We start from the raw sequence: 19,168 nt of genomic DNA, 5'->3' as shown, positions 1-19,168 counted from the left end.
ACGGCTTATTAGGCAAGAGGCTGGTGCAACAATCAGAGCAGGATTAATCTCCCATGAGTGCTTCCCAAAAGGGAGCGACAATCTGTGATGCACCGTGATCGTTGGAGTCAGACTAACGGATGGGCTCTAAGGCACCATAGCTTATCGACCTTCCTCTCCCAGCCGTAGTACCAGTATTGACGGATTCCGCCTCCCATTTTCATCATCTGTGGTGCGGCGCTTGCGCTGCATGTGTGGCTAACGGATACGATTGTTCAATATCGCCACCATGAAGCTGCCAAGGAGCGATCCCGGCAGCTTCATTAAACTAAAGGGCAGGATAGTTCAAATAAAAAGGGCAGCCTAGGACTTTATTTTCATCCAAGGCTGCCATTCTGTTTATTGAAGTCAATCTACGGCCAGACCGAGCAGCTACTTCTCACATTCCTGGCTTTTAATTTCCGTGCAGTTTGAGAACCATGATTTAACTTGTCTAAAGAAGCTTACGACTTTAACCTTTCGTTCAAGGACGAGGCGGCTGCAAACTATTTCGATTCATTGAGTAGCGGACGGACACGGAAGCATGGGATTCGTCAAGCAAGGAGAGTCGCAGTTCTAGGTTAACGGAAAGGGTTGTATTTCCGAGTAGATCAGCTAAAACCTGCGGCTCCACCGTGATGCTCCATTCTTCCAAATACTCCGCGGGCAAAGTTCGTCCGGTCGGCAAGGCCGTCAATGTATTCAGCCGGTTTGGATGACCTTCAATTGTGCTAGGTTGACCAAGCAGTTTAACCAGTTCATCTCTCAGCGCTTTGCTGACATCAAATGCATCTTTATGGTTGTCAAACCGGTATTGCAATGCCATGAGAATATTATTGTAGAAGCCAAGCTGCAGTTGGCTCGAATGGCCATGTACTTGAACAGGTTGCTTCAACAGGTAATCCACGCTATTGGGGCTTAAAGTCGTTTTCTCGATATTTTGGTCCGTATTCAGTGACAAGGATGCCAACACATCTTGTTCCGATGAACCGAATAAGGCGTAAAGCTTAGCAATACTGCCTTTACCATTGCTTTGGATCGACTGGCTTTGGCAAGACACCAAGGTACCCCCGGCAAGGATCATGATCAAAAGGAGACAGAAAACCCAGGTTGCCGATTTTTGGGGTTGATATTGAAAAATCAACTTAAATCGCTCTTTCATGATGCGGCCCCCTCCTAGGAAAGAAGTAGATAAGGTCGAACCTTTACTTATCTTATTTCTCATGTAATGGATGATTGTGTTGGCATAAACTTGTCGAGTGCGAACATAAGCATGTTTTATAACGCGACTGTCGCAGATTTTTTCCAAATCATCATAAGACATGCGGACCATCCAATGGATGAACGGGTTGAACCAGTGCAAGGCAGCAACCCATGTCATGAGCGCCGCTGGGCATGAGTCAATTCATGCTGTAGGATCAGCGAAAGTTGCTCATCTGTCAGACGGGTATCAGGCAATAGGATTGTAGGCCGTATATAGCCGATTAACATCGGACTGCTAGCAAGCGGGCATTGATATAGGTCGATGCGCCGATTCAAACCCATTGTTGCCTTCAGTCCAGACATTAGTGCATGCTCACGCGGACCGACTGGTCGCGAGAAGGCCCTTAAACTTCGCAATGTAAGCCGATAATTGATAAGCCGCCAGGATAAATAGCATGCTGCTCCCAGCAGCCATATCCAAGATACTATAGTTAAAATATCCGGCGAAAAACCGGAAGGAGCCGTATTTGAAGCGGACTCCGATCCGCTAGTTTCCGTTGACGTTACCGCCGATAAAGGCATATTTGCAACAGATGGACCGGCATTGGGCGTAAACTGATCGACGATGTTTGGTAGCGTTAGCACAGCGACGGCTTGTGGCAGTTGCCATGCTACAGGAAGAGCTAGGCGTAGAGCTAAAGCAAGCCAAGTAAAATAGCGCCATTGCGTACGATACCGCTCACCGGTCAATTTGCCGATCCATACAACCAAAAGGATTGTAATAACGGCTTGCAGGTTGATAGGAACGCTTAATCGTCGTATTAGTCAGAACCGTTCGAAACATCCAATCGTCAATCTTGGATAGCGAAGCGCCGCCCGCACGGCGCTTTTGGACATCTCGTTCAACGACAAATAGGCAAGCGACAGAAGCGTCAACTGATCGCCCAAAAAAACGGAAGATACGATATCAGCAGCCTGTTGAACCAGTTCGTGCGCATGTCTTCCCTCGTTCCATATTGCTACTCATTTGCCTTCGTGTGCCTCGCGGATTTTGATTTCATACTGTCTGAATATTTCGTCGCCGTTGTAGTTTTGCATGATTTCCTTGCGGTATTCCGGCCAGTTTCTCCCCGACTTGTCCGTAAACAGCATGCGCACCTGCAGCTCGTTCTGCTTGTCGCGCATCGTTTCGACGCTTACGCCTAGCGGCGGCGTCAGCGTGGTTCCGACGCCTTCATGCACGGGAATGCCGGCAATCGTCCGGGCAATCGTCTCCTCCCTTGCCGTCATCCGCGGATCGATCACCTTCAGGCCCAAAACTTGAGGGGACATCGGGGTAAAAAAGCCCCATATATCGAGAAATCGGCCCTGCTTGACGATATCGTTCTCGATCCCGGACGGGATCAGCGTAATCGTATTGCCCTGCCGCGTGTAATGTTTACCCTCCAGCCCGTAATGGGTGAGCAAAAATCCTTCCTTCCCGCATAACCAGTCCAAAATCTCGGCAAGCCGCTTCAGTTTATCCGGATTCAGGCCGGCGGTAGTATTCGAGAATACGAACGGAGAGCCCGGCATAACAGCGGCCTGCAGCGGTTCATGTCCGAACGGATTGTGATGAGATTGAAAAATTCATAAGTGGGAATCAAGATATCCATTATCATTCAAAATTATAGTAAGTGAGAGACGGTATTGCCCTCTCCACGATATCGCTTCTCATCATCCCTTCTACCCATATGCAGTCCCCTCCTGAAAGCATATGGGGATCTACTTGTCTATTCACTCCGATTAAGATATATTTAGCTAAAGTGAATATCACGTTGAAATGCGGAAGCACCGCATGATAAGCGGACCACAAAGAATGGTCTGACTTGATCATGCGGTCTTTTTGCGTTCAATAACAATTTGGAGGCGTTGTAGATGAGTTGTGTATTTTGTCAGAAGGAAGCCGAAATGCTGTTCAATCATTTAACCCATGATATGGGTTCACTTTGCATGGAGGATTACATGAAGCTCCACGGTTCCTGCAGGGTATGTAGTACGAGCTTCATGCCGCCCGAGGTTCTTCCCGACACAGATTATCGTATCGAAGCAAAGCTAATCAGTACGGGCGACAAGAACATCATGGTATGCGATCACTGTTACGATGCGATACGCAAGGAGTTCTCCGTTATGTTCGAGGAAGGGTAGGTGTGAATCAGCATTTGACTTTCTGTCTCATTGACTGTTCAATTACAGATAACAACTAAAGTCAAGTGGAAACCAATGATGTATCGAGGGGGCAGGAAGATGTTTATTATTGAAGCTTACAACGGTAAACGAACTTGGATATCAGGCATCCTTCTAGATGAAGGAGCGGCAAAGGAATACTTTAATTTAATTCCCGAAGATTTGAGGAATTTCCAGACTACCATTTCAATAAGTACACTATCGTATCCGTTCTATATTATAGAGGAGAGAAAAACCTTTAGATACTTGAACCGAGCCGATGTTGAAGGTCTTTTCGACAGTATCAGCAGATTGGACGATGACGATCATGTTTACTTCAACCTTTACTTTATTACTCAAGATTACCGTCACTCGGATCCTGGGGTTGATTATATGGGGATCTTAAACCATATGCATATCGACAACCGATTCCTAAAGCTTTATCAACGTTACGGTAAGGACTTATTGGAAAGGAACAGAATGGCGTAGGTTCGCTCCTCAGCTGCTCGGATCGGGGTAGACCTACGCGAATTTCAAGATCCCACAACTAATGCACTGGCTCTTTTTATGTTGAATCCCGTCGATTTGATGGGAGGTATTAGAAGATTAATTGTTGAATTATGGAGTAAGTCAATTTAATGGATGAGGGCCGCAAATGATACAAGGTCGCATAAAGGCTAAATTAGTTGGTGCAATAAAGAAAGCAAAAGCCCCAAGATATTCCAACAGAGACAATGGAAGTATGGACTCAGCGCGACGGCAAGAAGTATTATCCGCTGAATGAGAAGTATTCGTCGATCGTATATTTGATGATGCACCCTCTCCAATTGAATGTGTCGAAACAATTGCCGGGGTACGTGTTGGATAAGCGAATAACAGGTCCGAATACGGCCGTCTCAGAATTGAAATTTCGAGAATTAACGGACGAGATCTCTCAGGTTATACGTTTTTTAAGCAGGACGGCGTTGAGTACCTGAATGTCGGGGGAAGCCTCTTAGTGAACGAGAACGCCGTGAAGCCCATCAACGTCGCTAAGAAGTCGTCCGTTACGATTTCGTCGAGCGGTTACGCCGAGTGGTATACGATAAGCGACAGTGACGGGGGCAAGATCATTAAGGTGAGCATGTCCTCGAACGCCTCCTTCGCCGTTTATGATGCGAAGGGAACATGCATCTATTTCAGTGTCATCGGAGGCAAGGATCAGGTCGAACTGCCCGTGGGAGGTTCGATTGTTTTCGCCGGGGATGCCGGGACGAAGTTCGAGATTTCCGCGCAGTAACGACGTAAGAAAAGTTGGATGAATTTCAGCTGAAAACATCCATAAAAAGTGCTTTGATTCATTCCAATAAGTGAACATTCAACTCCCTCGTTTTGATTTAGTTTGCTCACGAATGCTCGCTTATTCGCAGGATTTCACCCTTGTCTAAAAATAGAAAAGACAGAGGGGACGACCGTTGACTTGACCTAGGCAACATGAGGGCGTACGGAAATAGAGGGTGTTGACGCCACCCTAATTTATTCCATATACTGCACGCATCTCCACGCCGCCCCTGGAGGTTTTCACTCCCATGTCTCAACGGGTCAGAGCCCTCTCATTCCTTCGTTACACCTATCCAAGGGGTGGAGGCCAGTCTTGCTAACGGAACGGGTCAGAGCCCTTTTGTTGAATGTATCCGGCACTCCGTGCTTTCTTTGAATTCCTGCGAATAAGCCAATTCTCGATGAAATAATCAGTGACGTGCTAGGCTGCCTTTTGCTGTGGCAAGGTTTTTAGCGGAATATAAGCTTGACTGTTACGGGCCATACCTACTAAGATTCTTGCCAATTTACTACATAGTTTCATTATGGATCTCATTTTCTTTAGCTTCTTCGTCTGAACATTGTAAGAATGCATGGCTTGGAATTCCGGATTTGTCATGACCATGCTCATCGTGGCCATAAATAGGAAGCGGCGAAGTCGTGAACGGCCGCGTTTACTAATGACGATCTGTCCGGACCATTTGCCGGAACTAGCCTCCGTGAGGTTAAGGCCGGCGTGGCGAAGCAAGGCATTCCCATGTGTAAATCCGCTTAAGTCACCTGCTTCCCCGAGAATACCAGCTAGAGAAATAGCGCTAATTCCTTTAATAGCAAGCATGGACTCAGCAAAAGGAATACACTTCAATGTGGATAGAATCTCCTTTTCTATGACCTCGAGCTGTTCACAGGCGAGATCATACTCTGCAAGTAATTGTTTTAAATGGAGCTGGAAAGCATATGCAGCGTGCCTGGCACCGACCGAATGATTGGCTAACCTAATGAGTTCCTGAGCCTTTCGTAAGCCACTGTGCCGCTTCATGAGTGTTTTCCACCCTTGAACTACTTCCTCTGGTTGCTTTTCTCGAAGCTCTGACGGAGTAGGGAAGAGTCGTAGCGTTGCCAGTGCACCCATACAAGTAATGTGCTTGAATACTTGTCTTAACTCAGGAAAGACCACGTCCACCCATCGGTGGATTTGGTTTTTGGTACTAACGAGGCGTTTAACCACAAAATCGCGATTCGAAAGAAGAACACGCAGTTCTTCAAATGCTTCAGGTGTGTTACGTCTAGTCGAGTAGTAGCCGTTTTTCACCATGTCGGCGATGACAAGAGCATCCTTTTTATCGCTTTTTGAGCGAGTGTTATCCCGGTTTTCTTTGTTCTTTTTCACAAGGTGCGGGTTAACAAGGACAACTTCAAAATGGCGCCGAGCCAACCAACGAGATACGTTTAGCCAGTAATGACCGGTCGGCTCCATACCTACAATGACTGAATTTAAGTGATAAGCAGTTTGCAGCTTTTGAATCCAATGAAGAAGACTGCAGAACCCATCTTCGTCATTAGTAAACGATAAGGGCTCTCCTACGATGATACCGCGGAAGTTTACAGCTCGAGCCACATGTAACTGCTGAGCGATGTCGATCCCGACGACGAGATGAGAAGAGGTAATGTTTTCAATGAGTTGATTTTGTCTGGCTTGCGATTTAAACTTCATAGTAGAGCGTCCTCCTGGATGATAGGTTTTTGGGGCATGACCCTGTGCGCAACCCTATCGTACCGAGGCGCTTTTATTTTTACAAAGCCGAAAATAATCCATCTACAGGAATGCTAACGAGGAACGTTAGTTAAATAAACCAGCGTGAGTCTAGGACTTTATTTTCCAGTCCAAGACCCCCGCTGGTTTTATATTGGAGTCAGTCTAATACTTATTATTCGGATCCTAACATCCAGTCTAATACTTTATTTTCTTTTTACACAAAGGTAACAAAAAGGGGAATAAAGGGGCGTGCTAAAGGTAACATCTTCGGGAAGGTAATGGATCATCGCACAACATAGGTAACAAAAACAGGAGGAAATCAGAGTGGATCTTTCAAAGGTAACAAAATCGGGAACAATTTAAGGAACATCATGGCACTGCTTCCAAGCCACACCTGATGGGGATTTAACAACGAGCGACCATTGATTGCAGATGAGCCCTAATCGGCCCTGTTTTTGTTACCTTTGCAGCTTTTGTATCAAGTTTTTCCCGAAAATGTTACCTATGATGGTTATCGAGCCATTTCACGTCCCCTTTTTGTTACCGTTGGTATGGGAGGCGGCCATGTTTCCCGAAATTGTTATACTTCTTCAATTCCATCCCCTTCTTGTTATCTTTGCTCCTTTTTTTGTTACCTTTTGATTCCTGAAATTGTTATGGTAACTCCTTCTTTTGTTACCTTTGTTCCTGTAAATGTTGCCATTTGTCCTGTTTTTGTTGCCTCTATAGCCCAAAAAGCCCCTAATATAAAGGGGCCGTGGCTCTCTAAATCATTTAAAAGTCTTTAAACATCTAAAATATAGATCTATTGTATTAAAAACAGTTACAACAGAGATATGTCGGATTTCAATCCATCATCATCATTTTTCAATCTCATACTTCTATACCTAGTATATGAGAGAGATGGTTTTTCATATTCCAATTATTTTCTGGTCTGAATTCACTGGATGGGCCGTCCACATCCGATGGGTTGAGTCTAACAGAATGCTATGGTACGATATTGGAGTAAATCATTGATATCTTTCAGGTTCTCGCACGCGCCATAGAACCGTTCCGTAAACAAAGCACTTTTCCGAGTGAATGACACCACACACAACTTTTTTTGTGGTGATTTATGCCTTCTGGCAGTCATTCATTGGGAAAGGTGCTTTTTTGCATTTTGCACCTACCATATCCCAAAATCAAAGAAAGGAGGTAAGAGCACCTTTAGGGTGTTCCATCGTAAGAATCTAGGCACGCTGCCGCGTAGGACGAATGAAATAGTGATATGAATTGTGAACCGATTCCATTGATTTTTATGGGGATCGGTTTTTGTGTTCTTATCGCTTATTCAGATTGTTCCGACACATGCCGAAATACCAATTATGAGGAAATGAGGGGCTAGCATGTTCCAAATCGTACTCAGTCTTATCAGACACGTTCTACTCGCTGTGTCCGCTCTGTTTAGTCGTCGTGATTCCAGTCCTTCTCCTGAGCATTCTGTTTGGGATGAAGTCGATTGGGAGGCTCAGCGTCAATTCCAAGAGGAAGCAGAAGAAGCGATGTGGCTCCACTACCTTTAGGAGCAGGCTGCTTTGCAAGCTGAAATGTCTATTCCAGATGACACCTGGGAGAGCACTATCAGATCTACCATACGGGTGAGTAAGGAATTTGTTTTTAAGAATACCAAATTCAAGGAGGTAATACTTCATGTTTATGCATATTGGCTTGTGCTTACGGACATGGAACGGCGACGAGGGACGGCAGGTTAACTTACCGTTTTCCGCCAGCTGAGAGTGATCGGCGTGAGGTGCCTGACGCACAAATTCTCACGCCATTAACGGCGATTCTCTCACCGACAAAGTACGTGAGCACTGACACTTAAGGCATCAGTTTAAAAATACTTATTCAAATGCTAATGCTTTGGATATCGACATTCGCGATAATTTTATTCCCATAGGTAATGACACGATAAGAGAAAAAGCTAAAATCAATACTATACTTATGATTTGCCCTCTCCATGGAGTAACAAAGTCGGCTTCAAGGGCATGTATGAATGAGAATGCCAATACATACCCTGTCAGCAATCCTAAAAAAACGGCCACTAATGAAAAAACTAGACTCTGTATCATCACAATTTTTAGCATTTGCTTTGGTGTCAGATGAATAGCTCTTAGGATTGCATATTCTCTTCTTCTTGAGTATATACTTGAACTTAGTGTATTCGTCATCCCCATTATACCAATCAGTAGTATAACACCAATAACTGCGTATAATATACCTATGCGCTGGTAGTAGTCACGACTCAACTCCATCTCTGAAGTTTGTTTGTCCCCCCACCTTATTTCTGGATATTTTTGTTGCAGTTTTTCCAATCCATTTACGACTTCGTCTCGGTGCTGTTTATCTATTTTAACTAAAAACATTTCTGCTTTTCCTTTTTCAACAGGCAACCTAGGGTTAGTTAGATTAACCGGATTCTGTAGAATTAGATTATTAAAATCAGCTAAAATAATTCGATCTCCAATTGGGTAACCAGGTAACTTTTCAACAACTGTTCCTATAGTCAATAGCGTTTTCTCTAAACCTGTATCTACCTCTATCTGATCCCCTGTCTTCACTCCTAAATCAATCGAGTATTGTTTTGTAATAACAATGACCTTTTCCTGAGAAATCGAGAAGTCAGGAATTAAGTTTAGGTCTCTAAGCTTTTTCAGGTCTGTTAATACGTAATTTAATAATTCCCGTTTTTGATATTTTGAGTTTCTATCAGTTTGACTATTTCTCTCTATCCAACTTTTCTCACTACGACTAAAATCATAATTACTAAGCCTGAGTTGATATGAAAGATTCATTGGAATTGCTGTTTTCACACCATTTATCTGCTCAATATTTTCAATCAGTTCAATTGGTAGAGTTGAACGATTTAATTTTGAACTAGAAATAACGAATTCTGTTACATATTTTTCATCAATATTTTTTTGCATTTCATTTTTCACAGAATTTAATAGTGTTGAGATTGGAACAAAAAGCGTTAGCCCAAGAGCTATTACTGTAATTATCAGTGAACTTTTTTTCCTTTCCGAGATTAGATTATTTATCACAATTACTGTCTCTCTATACCCATATTTATTCATCATCATGGAAAGTAAAGATAAAAATGGCTTTACTATAAAGAAATTCCCTTTGAATATACTAAATATTATTAATCCTCCTCCGCATACACTAAATAGCACCCGAAGAAATCCAGCAGTATCCGTACTAAACAAATAACTGCATATAAATATCACAACCCCAAAACCAAAACAAATCGATGGCATGATAATCTGTTTGCCATCATGCTGCAAATCAACAGATGGTACACCTTTAAAGGCCTCTAAGGGTGATATTCGTAAAGTCTTGGCTGCAATAAATAAAGACATTATAATCAAAAAAAAGAAACCCAGTAATGCTATTGATAATATCTTATACCAGTTGGTTGACAAAATAATCATTTCAAAATTTAACATTCTGGAAATAAATCTTGAAAGTTCTTGACCTAGGAAAACACCGAGTAGAACGCCACTTACACTCCCCATTAACCCCAGAACTAATGCCTCATATATAACTAATCTTTGTAGTTGTCCTTTACTCCCTCCGACTGTTCTAATTGTAGCCAGCTCAATTATTCTTTCATGAAGAGAATTATTAATATTACTAAGAACTAATACGATACTTGTTGCTAATGTTATTATCGCCATGCAATATCCAAAAATTTGGAAACTAGCAGCGTTATCTATTTCTTTGTCCATACTATCCAATAGATCGATACTCAGGTCATCCCCTAGTCTAGCTGTCAATTGATAGGCAATTTTATTTTTATCAATATTGGGAGCTAGCTTTATCATAACTTGATTGACCGAACTCTCAAGTTCAAGTAAATGTTGAAGAGTCTCCAAATGAAACAAAGCAATTTCAGGTGAAGCGATTTGTAAACCTTGTTTATCGGGAATTATTTCAGATACTCTCCAGTTGTAACTGTCCCCGTTTCTAAAGGGAATTTCCACAAAATCAAATAACTTTGCGTGTAAACGTTCTGCAAGTTTTGCCGAAAGTACAACCTCATCACTACTTAATGAATTAGAAAAACTATAAATAGACTTTGTTAATTCACTATTGTCTACACCAACGTAATGAATTCCGGTAAGATTAACTGATGATTGTTCTTTTTTTTTATATTGTTCTGGACTGGCTAATGCCAACCCTGTTTCCAATATCCCTTTCGTTTCTTTTATCTTTTGTATAGCAATATTATCAAGCGCTTTTGGATTTCTGACTGATTCTATATTATCAATACTTTGACGATACCCAACCATTAAATCTGTATCGCCATATTTTTTATGTATCTGATACTTTATTGATTTATCCATTACTTCCTGCAAGATCAACATGCTACAGAGCAAAGCAATTCCCAAAGTGAATGCACAAATAGAAAAGAGAGTCCTTGTCTTTTTCTTCCACAAGGTTTTCACTGTTATTCCCAACAAACTAGACATAGTTGAAATCCTCTCCCGACATCCTACGAAGTTGTTCGAGTATTATTTGAGTATTTTCCGCTAAATCCTTTGATCGGTCGTTTACTAATTCACCTGCTACAACTCCATCTCGTAAAAACACAACACGATCAGCATAAGCTGCAACCATAGGGTCATGTGTAACGAGAATTATTGATTGATTTAATTTATTACGCATCGAAATTAAAAGTTTGAGTATATCGGTTGTAGTCTTAGTATCAAGATTTCCTGTTGGTTCATCTGCTAATAATATTTTAGGCCTACTAATTAGTGCTCTTGCAATTGCTATTCTTTGCTGTTGGCCACCTGAAAGTTCGCTTGGACGGTGTTTTCGTCGATCATATAATCCAACAAGTTTTAAAATTTCTTCAACTGATTGTGTCACTTCACGTTTACTTTTTCCTGATAAAATAAGAGGAAGTCCAACATTTTCCTCTGAAGATAAAGCAGAAAGCAAGTTAAAAGATTGAAATACAAAGCCTACATTGTTTCTACGATAAAATGTCGCATCAGGTTCTTTGGATAAATTATCGATTTTTATTCCCTTAACATATATTTCTCCGGATGTCGGTTCCTCCATTCCTCCAATAATATGCAGAAGGGTTGACTTTCCCGAACCACTAGGTCCCATAATGATTACAAATTCATTATTTTTAAGAGCAAAATCAATAGATTTTAGTGCAGCTACTTTCGTTTCATTAATACCAAAAACCTTTTCAAGTGACCGTATATTTAGTATTGTCTCCATATATTTCTCCCTTATTTACCATATCAATATCCTGAATCCTTAAAACTAATTACAGTAGCTTCTTACATCAATCGTGGAAGCAGAGATCTATTGGACGACACTAACGTATGCACCCTCGCAAGGCGAATATTTTCATAGCTGATCTCAATCCGGATTTGAATCTGGAGCGCTTGCCGTCAGGCAAGTTTACGACCAATGATTTGGTGCTAGTCGGATGACCCCGCGAAAACGAAGGCAAAGGCGCTGGCGAGGACGAACCGTGATTGAGAATCTCATATGGCTGCCCCCGTTTGGTTCAAAATGCTAGGGAATCGAAGCTACGATTTCTAAATTGTGAAGTTCTGGTTTGCGCCACCCTTCTAAACTCTCAGCCGCTGACATCGGTTCATTCTTCAGGCCATTCCTATCTATAAATTTCTTGCCTACCAACCCAGCGACATCTTTCACGGATTCAGGATTATTTTGCTTGATACCATTCTGCCTGTGATTGAAACATATTCCGATATTCACCATGTATACCCATTAATTCATCATGATTGCCTTTCTCTATTAACTTTCCATTTTTCAACACTAAAATCTTATCTGCAAGTCTTGCCGGGCCTAAACGATGTGATACCATAATTGTTGTTCTCCCAGTCGATAATTCAAGAAATCGAGAAAAAATGTCCAACTCCGCTAAAGGATCAAGTGAAGATGTAGGTTCATCTAGAATTACAATATCTGCCTCTCTCATAAACGCCCTAGCTATCGCCATTCTTTGCCATTGACCTCCGGATAATTCATGCCCTCCCTTAAGTTCCAGTCCCAGATTGGTATCAATTCCATTTTTAAAAAAACTTAGTGCATCTTTCAATCCTGCTTTTTCTAAAGATGAATATATCTTCATATCATTGTTTAACTCACTTACATTACCAAAACCCACGTTTTCCCTAATACCATACAAGTACTTTACAAAATCCTGAAACACAACAACCACATGTTCTCGATATGATTTTTTGTCAATATTATTTAGTGCAGTATCGCCAATAACAATCTGTCCTAAATTTGTAGGATACAAACCTAACAAACAATTCACAAATGTCGTTTTCCCCGCACCATTCTCCCCTACTATTGCAATTCGCTCCCCTTTTTTTATTTCGAGGGAGATATTATCAAGAATAATTCTATCCTGGCCAGGGTATGAGAAAGTTAGGTTATTAATGTATATTTTTGAGTAATTACCTTTAGGAAAAGGACTCTCACCACCGTTTTCTATTTTAACTTCAATTTTATTTAAGAAATGATCGAGGTTATTTAAGTAAAGGCTTTTTTCATAAATTTGACCTAATGTCATTCCAAAGCTACCGATAAAACCCTGAACAGTAATAACCGCTCCGGTTAGTGCAACATAATCACCTAATGTTAATTTACCAGCGTTAATTTGCCAGACTAAAACTAATGCAACAGAAAGAGAAGCAATTGTAAGAAACAAGTTACCTGTTGCACCAATAACACCTTCTACAATTGATTGTCTTAATTGTATGTGTCTTACCTGAAAAAAAAGATCTCTCCATTTCTCTAATAAATGCTTACCTAGATTGAATATCCTGATTTCCTTTGCAGAATCACGTCTTACTAGTAATCTAAATGTGTAATCCATCTCTCTTCCTAGTGGTGTTGTCTCAACAGTTTTTCTATATTTATTTTTCTTAAATATTAAAAGCAACACTACCCCAGGAACTGCAGAAAATACAAGTACAACAGGCAGAGTCCAATGAGTATATGTAAGTATAAGAAATATTGATCCAATAGAAATAATAATTCTTACTAGATTAAAAACATTCTGAACTATTTCAACACCATTACGATTAACTGATTCTAACGCTAGTTGGACTCGATCATAAAAACTAGATTGATCAAAATAAGTAAGTGGAAGTTCTAATGATTTTTCAATAATAGCCCTTTTCAATCTATAGTTCACATCAAGATTAATAAGAGAAACCAAAAATGTTTCGAACACATTGATTATCATCATAAGTAAATTGAGGAGGTAAGTCGCGGATACCAATAGTATCACTTTTAACAAAATCGACTCATTTTGATTCATAACATTAATGGAATCTATCATTAATTTTTGCAACCAAATTTGCAGAGAAGGGACCCCTGTAGATAATAATAAAATTAACGACCAAAACGTTGCAACAAACGGTCGTTCCTCCCATATAATTCGCGTCATTTTCCATATATTACGTAAAGTAAGAGCAAATGATGAATTTTGTTTATGATCTTTAGTATTCAATAACTCTGCTCCTTTTTTTTGAAAGAGATTCTGCATATTGAGGAACATCAATTAACCAATTTGTAATATTTTCCTTTTTTACAATTTCCCGACGCAATATGACCCCCCTATCATCTACAAGCATACCGAATGGAAATGATGTAATTTTCATTTTGTTCACAGCAATGTCTTGTGATATTGAATAAGATGATATTTTTGATAGGGAGTCTTTGATCATATTTTGAGCTTTTTCAACTTCACTTACCACGAGTATATTAACTTTAAACAGCGGGTACATTTCTACTACTCTATCCAATTCAGGAATTATCTCTTTGCAGAATTTACAACCAGGACTAACTACACATAACATTGTAGTCGTGTTTATGTTTATAATATCGCTTAACTTGATATTACTATCTTTTTGTAAAGATCTTACTTCAAAATTCGGTAAAGATAAGCCAGGTGCAATACCAATGCTCTTTAGATGTGTTTGTTTTAATTGCCGAATCAAAATTATAATCAAAGTAGTTTGTATTGCGATGATAATCCAAATAGAAATCTGACTAGCTTCCAAAAACATCCAATCACCTCATGTTTATATTTTCAATCTATGGCCCTAGTCAACAAACTCGTTACAAACAGCCCTACTACAGGTAAAACTATTGAAAATGACTCGAAACTAGTAGCTACTGATAGAAAGTCCGACATACTCATATTGGGCAACATTATAATAAGAAAGCAATAAAATATTAAAACTATACTATTAAACAATCCACCTTTGCCCATCTTCCCAGAGAGCACCTTACCATAGCAGTTACATCCTAAGTCCGTACCATTAATCATAATTTTCAGATTTACAATAAAAAATACTACAAAAGTTATAAATACAAGACTTAAAACTAATGGTACTTTGAATTCAATCAATAAAGCGATTCCCAGTAAAATTTCAATAATTGGTAACAATAACCCGAATATATATCCTAGCTTTCTAGGTAAAATATCAACTGCAGCAGAAATTCTTGCAGAGGTTTTAATATCCAGAGTCTTTGCAATCCCCGAAAACAATAGTGTAATAGCAACAGTTAATTTCATAATTAAGCCTAAATAAATCATTCAAACCCTCCCGTCTTGTTATTTTGTTATAAAGATTATTCCTAAAAGGATCAATAATGAGAAATTCAATAATAAGTTTTTAACTTTGATTTCTTTTGGAACATTCAACTCAAAACAACCACAACCTCGAACAAATTTCCTTCCAAGATTTTTATAAAGTACTCCAATGAAAATGATTTGTAATATACTACCAAAAAAAACACCAAACAGCCTCGTTTGTGGCACTATAATCCAAAAGGCAACTAAAACTTCAATTACCGAAAGTAATGGAGCAACGAATATCACTTTATTCCACTTTAATATTTTATAGTCGTTTACTATTTGAACAAAAGCATATGGATTTCTAAGTTTTAAAACACCACTTTTATAGTAAATTAAAAATACAAACGCACTAAGAAGCCAATTTATCCAAATCATATTCATATTGAAACCTCTCTTATAGTAGAACCCACAAAATTTTTAACTTTATCTACTATTTGTGAATTGCTTAATGAATGGTAAGATAGGGTTATTGGTTGTTGTATAATTACACCATTCTTTAGAGCAATAATCGATGGTAGCGTTTGAGTTTTTAAATCAACTACCAATTGAGGATCATCGAGAAATGCTGAGGATCCATCGAAAACTAAAAAATTTTGTTCAATAGATGACATGAAACTTATTATATCTTTCACTTCTTTTCTTGTTTTCGGTTGATGTGTTACATCCAAACACATTATATAACCGGTATATGCTTCTCTAAGGCGATTCCTCACTTCGTTACCACTCGTTAATTTATCTATAAAGTTAATCTGTTCACTAACCTCATTTCTAAGGTTGTTATATAATATACAACTAACTATTAATGATATAATAATAATCAGACCGAAGATCATTTATTTGCCTTCCTTCAAGTAATTTCGTATGAATACAACTATGCAAATCACAATTAAAGCACCCCTCATATTTGGTGGTATATATCCTATACCGCCAAATAAAGAAGTGCTATTGAATAACTGTGTACATGAGAGAGAGTTTTAGTTTTAGTTTTAGTTTTAGTTTTAGTTGTAATCTAAAACAAGTTAAGCTATACGCAATCTATCCGGTATTCGACACACTCATCGGCTGGCCTGCTAGCAGCGCAATGATCTAGTACATCACATATTTGGTAACCCGGAATACAAGTCCAAGCGAGATACTCGTAATACCCAGTTTTATCAAATGAAACGTTTTCAGTTCCCCAGCTGCAATTTCCCTTAATTAAATCTTTTGAACTTCCGTATTGGACTAACTTTGGCGACATGTACTTTTTCATTTGACTAAACCTTCCTTCCTAAACTATTTGCAGTCACTATCTACAGAACACTCATCATTATTTCCACCTCCAAGTGGAACACATAATGTCGTGACGTGGCACATATTCTTAAAATAGCAATAATACCAATCATACTGCCAGTATCCAGATTTATCCAGAGCGAAATTTTCGTTACCCCAATTACAGTTTCCTTTAATGAGGCTTTTTGACGCACCATATTCAACCAATTGTGGAGTCGCATATTGTTTCATTTTTCTCACCTCCTTTTCATAATTGATTCACAGTTAACCAGAAGATGTAGTCTTAATTACAGTCATTATGAACTGCACAAGTGTCTTCATTTCCGTGACCCAATGGAACACAAAGAGTGTCTACAACACAATTATTCATATAACAATGATACCAGTCATAGTGATACCAATCAGTCAAATCTAGTGTCCAATTTTCTGCTCCCCAACTACAGTTACCTTTAATAAGATCCTTTGACTTTCCATATTCAATAATAATTGGCGCTTCATATTTTTTCATTTTAATCCTCCAGGTTTTCTCTCTCAGGTACACAAAATTATAATCATCATTAGATATTTCACAGATATTTCATTTATTCAGATGATTCTCCAAACGGTATAACCATATTTCAATTGCGGCCAATAGATATGTGTCATCTCTTATCTCTTGGCCTTGACGCCATCGATGCAATAGATCTAACCAGTCATCTTTATTGATCCAACCAAACTCAGTAACTCTTCCTTTTTTTAGCACTGAATATAAATTAGCCCAACCATCTTGAATCCCTTTATATGTAAGAGGTACATGACGCGTTTTATTGACTCGCCATAGAACCTCAGGAGGAAGGTAATCCACCATGGCTTTTCTAAGAATATATTTTGTTCTCCCTCCTACCCAACGCGTCCATCCTGGAATACGGAATAAATACTCAACTAGTCTCCGATCAAGAAATGGATTTTGTATATTCACGCCATCAATAGGGGCTATAACTCTTTCTGTATACAACCTTGCTCTTGTCCCAATAATTTGCCTAATAAATTCCTTTTGATTAAATGATTCCACTTGATCGAGCTTATGAATAAATTCCTGATTACGGTTTTGTATAATTTCTTTGTAAAATCCTCGCTTGAAATGCGGTGCTAGCCCTCTATTCCAAAAAATATGAAGTGCAGAAAACCTACATTTTTTTGCAAAATCCGCTGAATGTCTTAACGCCTCCACTATACTATATTTCCCAACAAGATCCGCAATTACCAATTCGGTTCCTCCAAGTACATGATCCCCTCCATACCCTGTTAATATATTAGTTGCACCACTGATTTTAGCTCTATGAATTAATGAATTTGTAAATGCAAATGTAGCAGAATTTACAAACGGTTCGTAACTCCATGGTGAATCGTCTGGAAAATCTCTGAAAGAAATATTTTCATCACAAATATGATAGACAGCTTCTTGATTATGCATCTTAAGAATAGGGGTAATATATTCCCTTTCATCACACTCTAAGTATTTATCAAAAATACCACAAACAGGATAAACTGTTGCCTTGCTATAGTTCTTCTTTAGAAGAGAGTTAGCTATTGCATATACAGAAGTCGAATCTAAACCTCCACTCATTAACACCGCATTCTCACTCGACTTGTCTAGTCGACATTCAACGGACTTTTCTAATAGTTGTAGAAATTGTTCTTCATATTGTCGCTCTGTAGGATAAGAGATTTCTGAATTATTCTCTGTAATATCCCAGTACTGTTCTACTTTCAATTCACCGTTTTTTACTGTCATCCAATTTGCACTTGGCAGCCGATTAACCTGTTTGAAAGGAGTAATAAAAGAATCGATGGAGCCATTGCAAAGATAATATTCATAAAAGTATTCTTTGTTTATATTATATGGTGAGAACTTATCCTTTAATAAGGCTATATCACTAGCAATACAAACTTCATCATTATTTTTAATCCAGTAAAGTGTTTTTATTCCCATTTGATCGCGCGCAGCAAATATATGCTGTTGATTTGAATCCCAGATCACAAATGAATACTCACCAACTATTTTTGAAAGAAAAGTTTTTCCATACAAATCATATAGATGTAGAAATATCATTTCATCACTTTTAACTTTCCAATATTCGGTTAGCTTAAAAACTTCAACAACATCATATCTATTGTCAATTCGAATATCACCAACTATACATAAACTGTTAATTTTATATATTTTTGTAGTTTCATTAAAATGACTTGGAGAAGAGACAACCATCCCTCCGTTTTCATCCATAAAACTATCTACCTTCAATGAGTATGTGCCAGCATACTCAACCGAATTTTCCATTTTTTTTAAATCATGCGTTTCCATTTTTTGTCCATTTAAATTAAAGGTACAAATAAAACACTTCATCGCTTCTCTCCTTCAGATGAAGACAAAATTACTATTAAATCTCTCGTAAATTCATCTGATTCATTAACATTTTTATCTCGTAGTTTTAACCATGCATGTGCATAGAACGGAAACTTTCTAACTCCAATTACCAAGTCCACCGGTATCCCAAACTGTTTTCTAATATACCTGTAACCTAAAAATGATCGATGTAAGCATTGCGCTTCAAAAGGATACATTGTACAGATCTTATCTATTAGGATTAATAGTTTAATTACATCCTGATTATTGTTTGGAGAAATAGTGACATCATTATTTTTACTATAGATTTTTGTATACTTCATAAATAACCATTCGAAAC

General features: G+C 39.0%; 17 protein-coding genes and 1 pseudogene. 3 read left to right on the top strand and 15 right to left on the bottom strand.

Features of this window, described 5'->3' with window-relative positions:
- Positions 1-502: 502 nt before the first annotated feature.
- From ACKGJP_RS06220 to ACKGJP_RS06210, 3 genes and pseudogenes are all read right to left on the bottom strand, one after another.
- Positions 503-1,180, bottom strand: a complete 678-nt coding sequence (locus tag ACKGJP_RS06220) for a hypothetical protein (RefSeq protein WP_409347359.1) — start codon at positions 1,178-1,180, stop codon at positions 503-505.
- Positions 1,181-1,216: 36 nt separating this feature from the next.
- A pseudogene (locus ACKGJP_RS06215) lies at positions 1,217-1,971 on the bottom strand (M56 family metallopeptidase); the annotation flags it as partial.
- 273 nt (positions 1,972-2,244) lie between these two features.
- Complete coding sequence (locus ACKGJP_RS06210) at positions 2,245-2,796, bottom strand: hypothetical protein (RefSeq protein WP_409344810.1); 552 nt, start codon at positions 2,794-2,796, stop codon at positions 2,245-2,247.
- A gap of 342 nt (positions 2,797-3,138) precedes the next feature.
- On the opposite strand from ACKGJP_RS06210, the gene ACKGJP_RS06205 reads away from it, so the two are divergent.
- From ACKGJP_RS06205 to ACKGJP_RS06195, 3 genes are all read left to right on the top strand, one after another.
- Positions 3,139-3,408: a hypothetical protein gene (locus tag ACKGJP_RS06205; RefSeq protein WP_409344809.1), complete on the top strand. Its 270-nt coding sequence runs from the start codon at positions 3,139-3,141 to the stop codon at positions 3,406-3,408.
- 99 nt (positions 3,409-3,507) lie between these two features.
- On the top strand, positions 3,508-3,915 hold the full coding sequence (locus tag ACKGJP_RS06200; RefSeq protein WP_409344808.1) for a hypothetical protein: 408 nt from the start codon (positions 3,508-3,510) through the stop codon (positions 3,913-3,915).
- 508 nt (positions 3,916-4,423) lie between these two features.
- Entirely contained in the window at positions 4,424-4,705 is a 282-nt protein-coding gene (locus ACKGJP_RS06195; protein WP_409344807.1) for a hypothetical protein, read from the top strand.
- A gap of 462 nt (positions 4,706-5,167) precedes the next feature.
- On the opposite strand, the gene ACKGJP_RS06190 is transcribed toward ACKGJP_RS06195, so the two are convergent.
- From ACKGJP_RS06190 to ACKGJP_RS06135, 12 genes are all read right to left on the bottom strand, one after another.
- A complete protein-coding gene (locus ACKGJP_RS06190) occupies positions 5,168-6,439 on the bottom strand; it encodes an IS110 family transposase (protein WP_409344806.1) in 1,272 nt (423 codons plus the stop codon).
- 1,925 nt (positions 6,440-8,364) lie between these two features.
- Entirely contained in the window at positions 8,365-10,995 is a 2,631-nt protein-coding gene (locus ACKGJP_RS06185) for an FtsX-like permease family protein (protein ID WP_409344805.1), read from the bottom strand.
- Positions 10,988-11,761 (bottom strand): ABC transporter ATP-binding protein, encoded by a 774-nt coding sequence (locus tag ACKGJP_RS06180; RefSeq protein WP_409344804.1) that lies wholly within the window; start codon positions 11,759-11,761, stop codon positions 10,988-10,990. The genes ACKGJP_RS06185 and ACKGJP_RS06180 overlap by 8 nt, the downstream gene beginning before the upstream one ends.
- Before the next feature lie 457 nt (positions 11,762-12,218).
- Positions 12,219-14,039, bottom strand: coding sequence for an ABC transporter ATP-binding protein (locus ACKGJP_RS06175; RefSeq protein ID WP_409344803.1), 1,821 nt, complete (start codon positions 14,037-14,039; stop codon positions 12,219-12,221).
- Positions 14,029-14,598, bottom strand: coding sequence for a TlpA family protein disulfide reductase (locus ACKGJP_RS06170; RefSeq protein ID WP_409344802.1), 570 nt, complete (start codon positions 14,596-14,598; stop codon positions 14,029-14,031). Before ACKGJP_RS06170 ends, ACKGJP_RS06175 begins: the two co-directional genes overlap by 11 nt.
- 23 nt (positions 14,599-14,621) lie before the next feature.
- Entirely contained in the window at positions 14,622-15,131 is a 510-nt protein-coding gene (locus ACKGJP_RS06165) for a MauE/DoxX family redox-associated membrane protein (RefSeq protein WP_409344801.1), read from the bottom strand.
- A gap of 18 nt (positions 15,132-15,149) precedes the next feature.
- Positions 15,150-15,554: a MauE/DoxX family redox-associated membrane protein gene (locus tag ACKGJP_RS06160; RefSeq protein WP_409344800.1), complete on the bottom strand. Its 405-nt coding sequence runs from the start codon at positions 15,552-15,554 to the stop codon at positions 15,150-15,152.
- Positions 15,551-16,006, bottom strand: a complete 456-nt coding sequence (locus tag ACKGJP_RS06155; RefSeq protein WP_409344799.1) for a hypothetical protein — start codon at positions 16,004-16,006, stop codon at positions 15,551-15,553. Before ACKGJP_RS06155 ends, ACKGJP_RS06160 begins: the two co-directional genes overlap by 4 nt.
- Before the next feature lie 442 nt (positions 16,007-16,448).
- A complete protein-coding gene (locus ACKGJP_RS06150; protein ID WP_409344798.1) occupies positions 16,449-16,676 on the bottom strand; it encodes a hypothetical protein in 228 nt (75 codons plus the stop codon).
- Between the two features lie 52 nt (positions 16,677-16,728).
- Positions 16,729-16,953, bottom strand: a complete 225-nt coding sequence (locus ACKGJP_RS06145) for a hypothetical protein (RefSeq protein WP_409344797.1) — start codon at positions 16,951-16,953, stop codon at positions 16,729-16,731.
- A 69-nt stretch (positions 16,954-17,022) separates the two neighbouring features.
- The gene (locus ACKGJP_RS06140; RefSeq protein ID WP_409344796.1) at positions 17,023-18,828 is read right to left on the bottom strand and encodes an asparagine synthetase B family protein; all 1,806 of its coding nucleotides are present in this window, start codon (positions 18,826-18,828) and stop codon (positions 17,023-17,025) included.
- The gene (locus ACKGJP_RS06135; protein ID WP_409344795.1) at positions 18,825-19,151 is read right to left on the bottom strand and encodes a lasso peptide biosynthesis B2 protein; all 327 of its coding nucleotides are present in this window, start codon (positions 19,149-19,151) and stop codon (positions 18,825-18,827) included. Before ACKGJP_RS06135 ends, ACKGJP_RS06140 begins: the two co-directional genes overlap by 4 nt.
- Positions 19,152-19,168: the final 17 nt, after the last annotated feature.

The sequence above is a fragment of the Paenibacillus litoralis genome (assembly GCF_046244365.1).
Lineage (GTDB): Bacteria > Bacillota > Bacilli > Paenibacillales > NBRC-103111 > Paenibacillus_V.
Note: the sequence above shows the minus strand (reverse complement) of the source record. Positions and strands in the feature narration are given on the sequence as shown.

Coding starts and splice junctions, on each gene's coding strand:
- ACKGJP_RS06210 (WP_409344810.1), bottom strand. CDS start 2,796: ATGCCGGGCTCTCCGTTCGTATTCTCGAATACTACCGCCGGCCTGAAT.
- ACKGJP_RS06135 (WP_409344795.1), bottom strand. CDS start 19,151: ATGAAGTATACAAAAATCTATAGTAAAAATAATGATGTCACTATTTCT.
- ACKGJP_RS06160 (WP_409344800.1), bottom strand. CDS start 15,554: ATGAATATGATTTGGATAAATTGGCTTCTTAGTGCGTTTGTATTTTTA.
- ACKGJP_RS06190 (WP_409344806.1), bottom strand. CDS start 6,439: ATGAAGTTTAAATCGCAAGCCAGACAAAATCAACTCATTGAAAACATT.
- ACKGJP_RS06155 (WP_409344799.1), bottom strand. CDS start 16,006: ATGATCTTCGGTCTGATTATTATTATATCATTAATAGTTAGTTGTATA.
- ACKGJP_RS06220 (WP_409347359.1), bottom strand. CDS start 1,180: ATGAAAGAGCGATTTAAGTTGATTTTTCAATATCAACCCCAAAAATCG.
- ACKGJP_RS06140 (WP_409344796.1), bottom strand. CDS start 18,828: ATGAAGTGTTTTATTTGTACCTTTAATTTAAATGGACAAAAAATGGAA.
- ACKGJP_RS06165 (WP_409344801.1), bottom strand. CDS start 15,131: ATGATTTATTTAGGCTTAATTATGAAATTAACTGTTGCTATTACACTA.
- ACKGJP_RS06170 (WP_409344802.1), bottom strand. CDS start 14,598: ATGTTTTTGGAAGCTAGTCAGATTTCTATTTGGATTATCATCGCAATA.
- ACKGJP_RS06200 (WP_409344808.1), top strand. CDS start 3,508: ATGTTTATTATTGAAGCTTACAACGGTAAACGAACTTGGATATCAGGC.
- ACKGJP_RS06205 (WP_409344809.1), top strand. CDS start 3,139: ATGAGTTGTGTATTTTGTCAGAAGGAAGCCGAAATGCTGTTCAATCAT.
- ACKGJP_RS06150 (WP_409344798.1), bottom strand. CDS start 16,676: ATGAAACAATATGCGACTCCACAATTGGTTGAATATGGTGCGTCAAAA.
- ACKGJP_RS06180 (WP_409344804.1), bottom strand. CDS start 11,761: ATGGAGACAATACTAAATATACGGTCACTTGAAAAGGTTTTTGGTATT.
- ACKGJP_RS06145 (WP_409344797.1), bottom strand. CDS start 16,953: ATGAAAAAATATGAAGCGCCAATTATTATTGAATATGGAAAGTCAAAG.
- ACKGJP_RS06185 (WP_409344805.1), bottom strand. CDS start 10,995: ATGTCTAGTTTGTTGGGAATAACAGTGAAAACCTTGTGGAAGAAAAAG.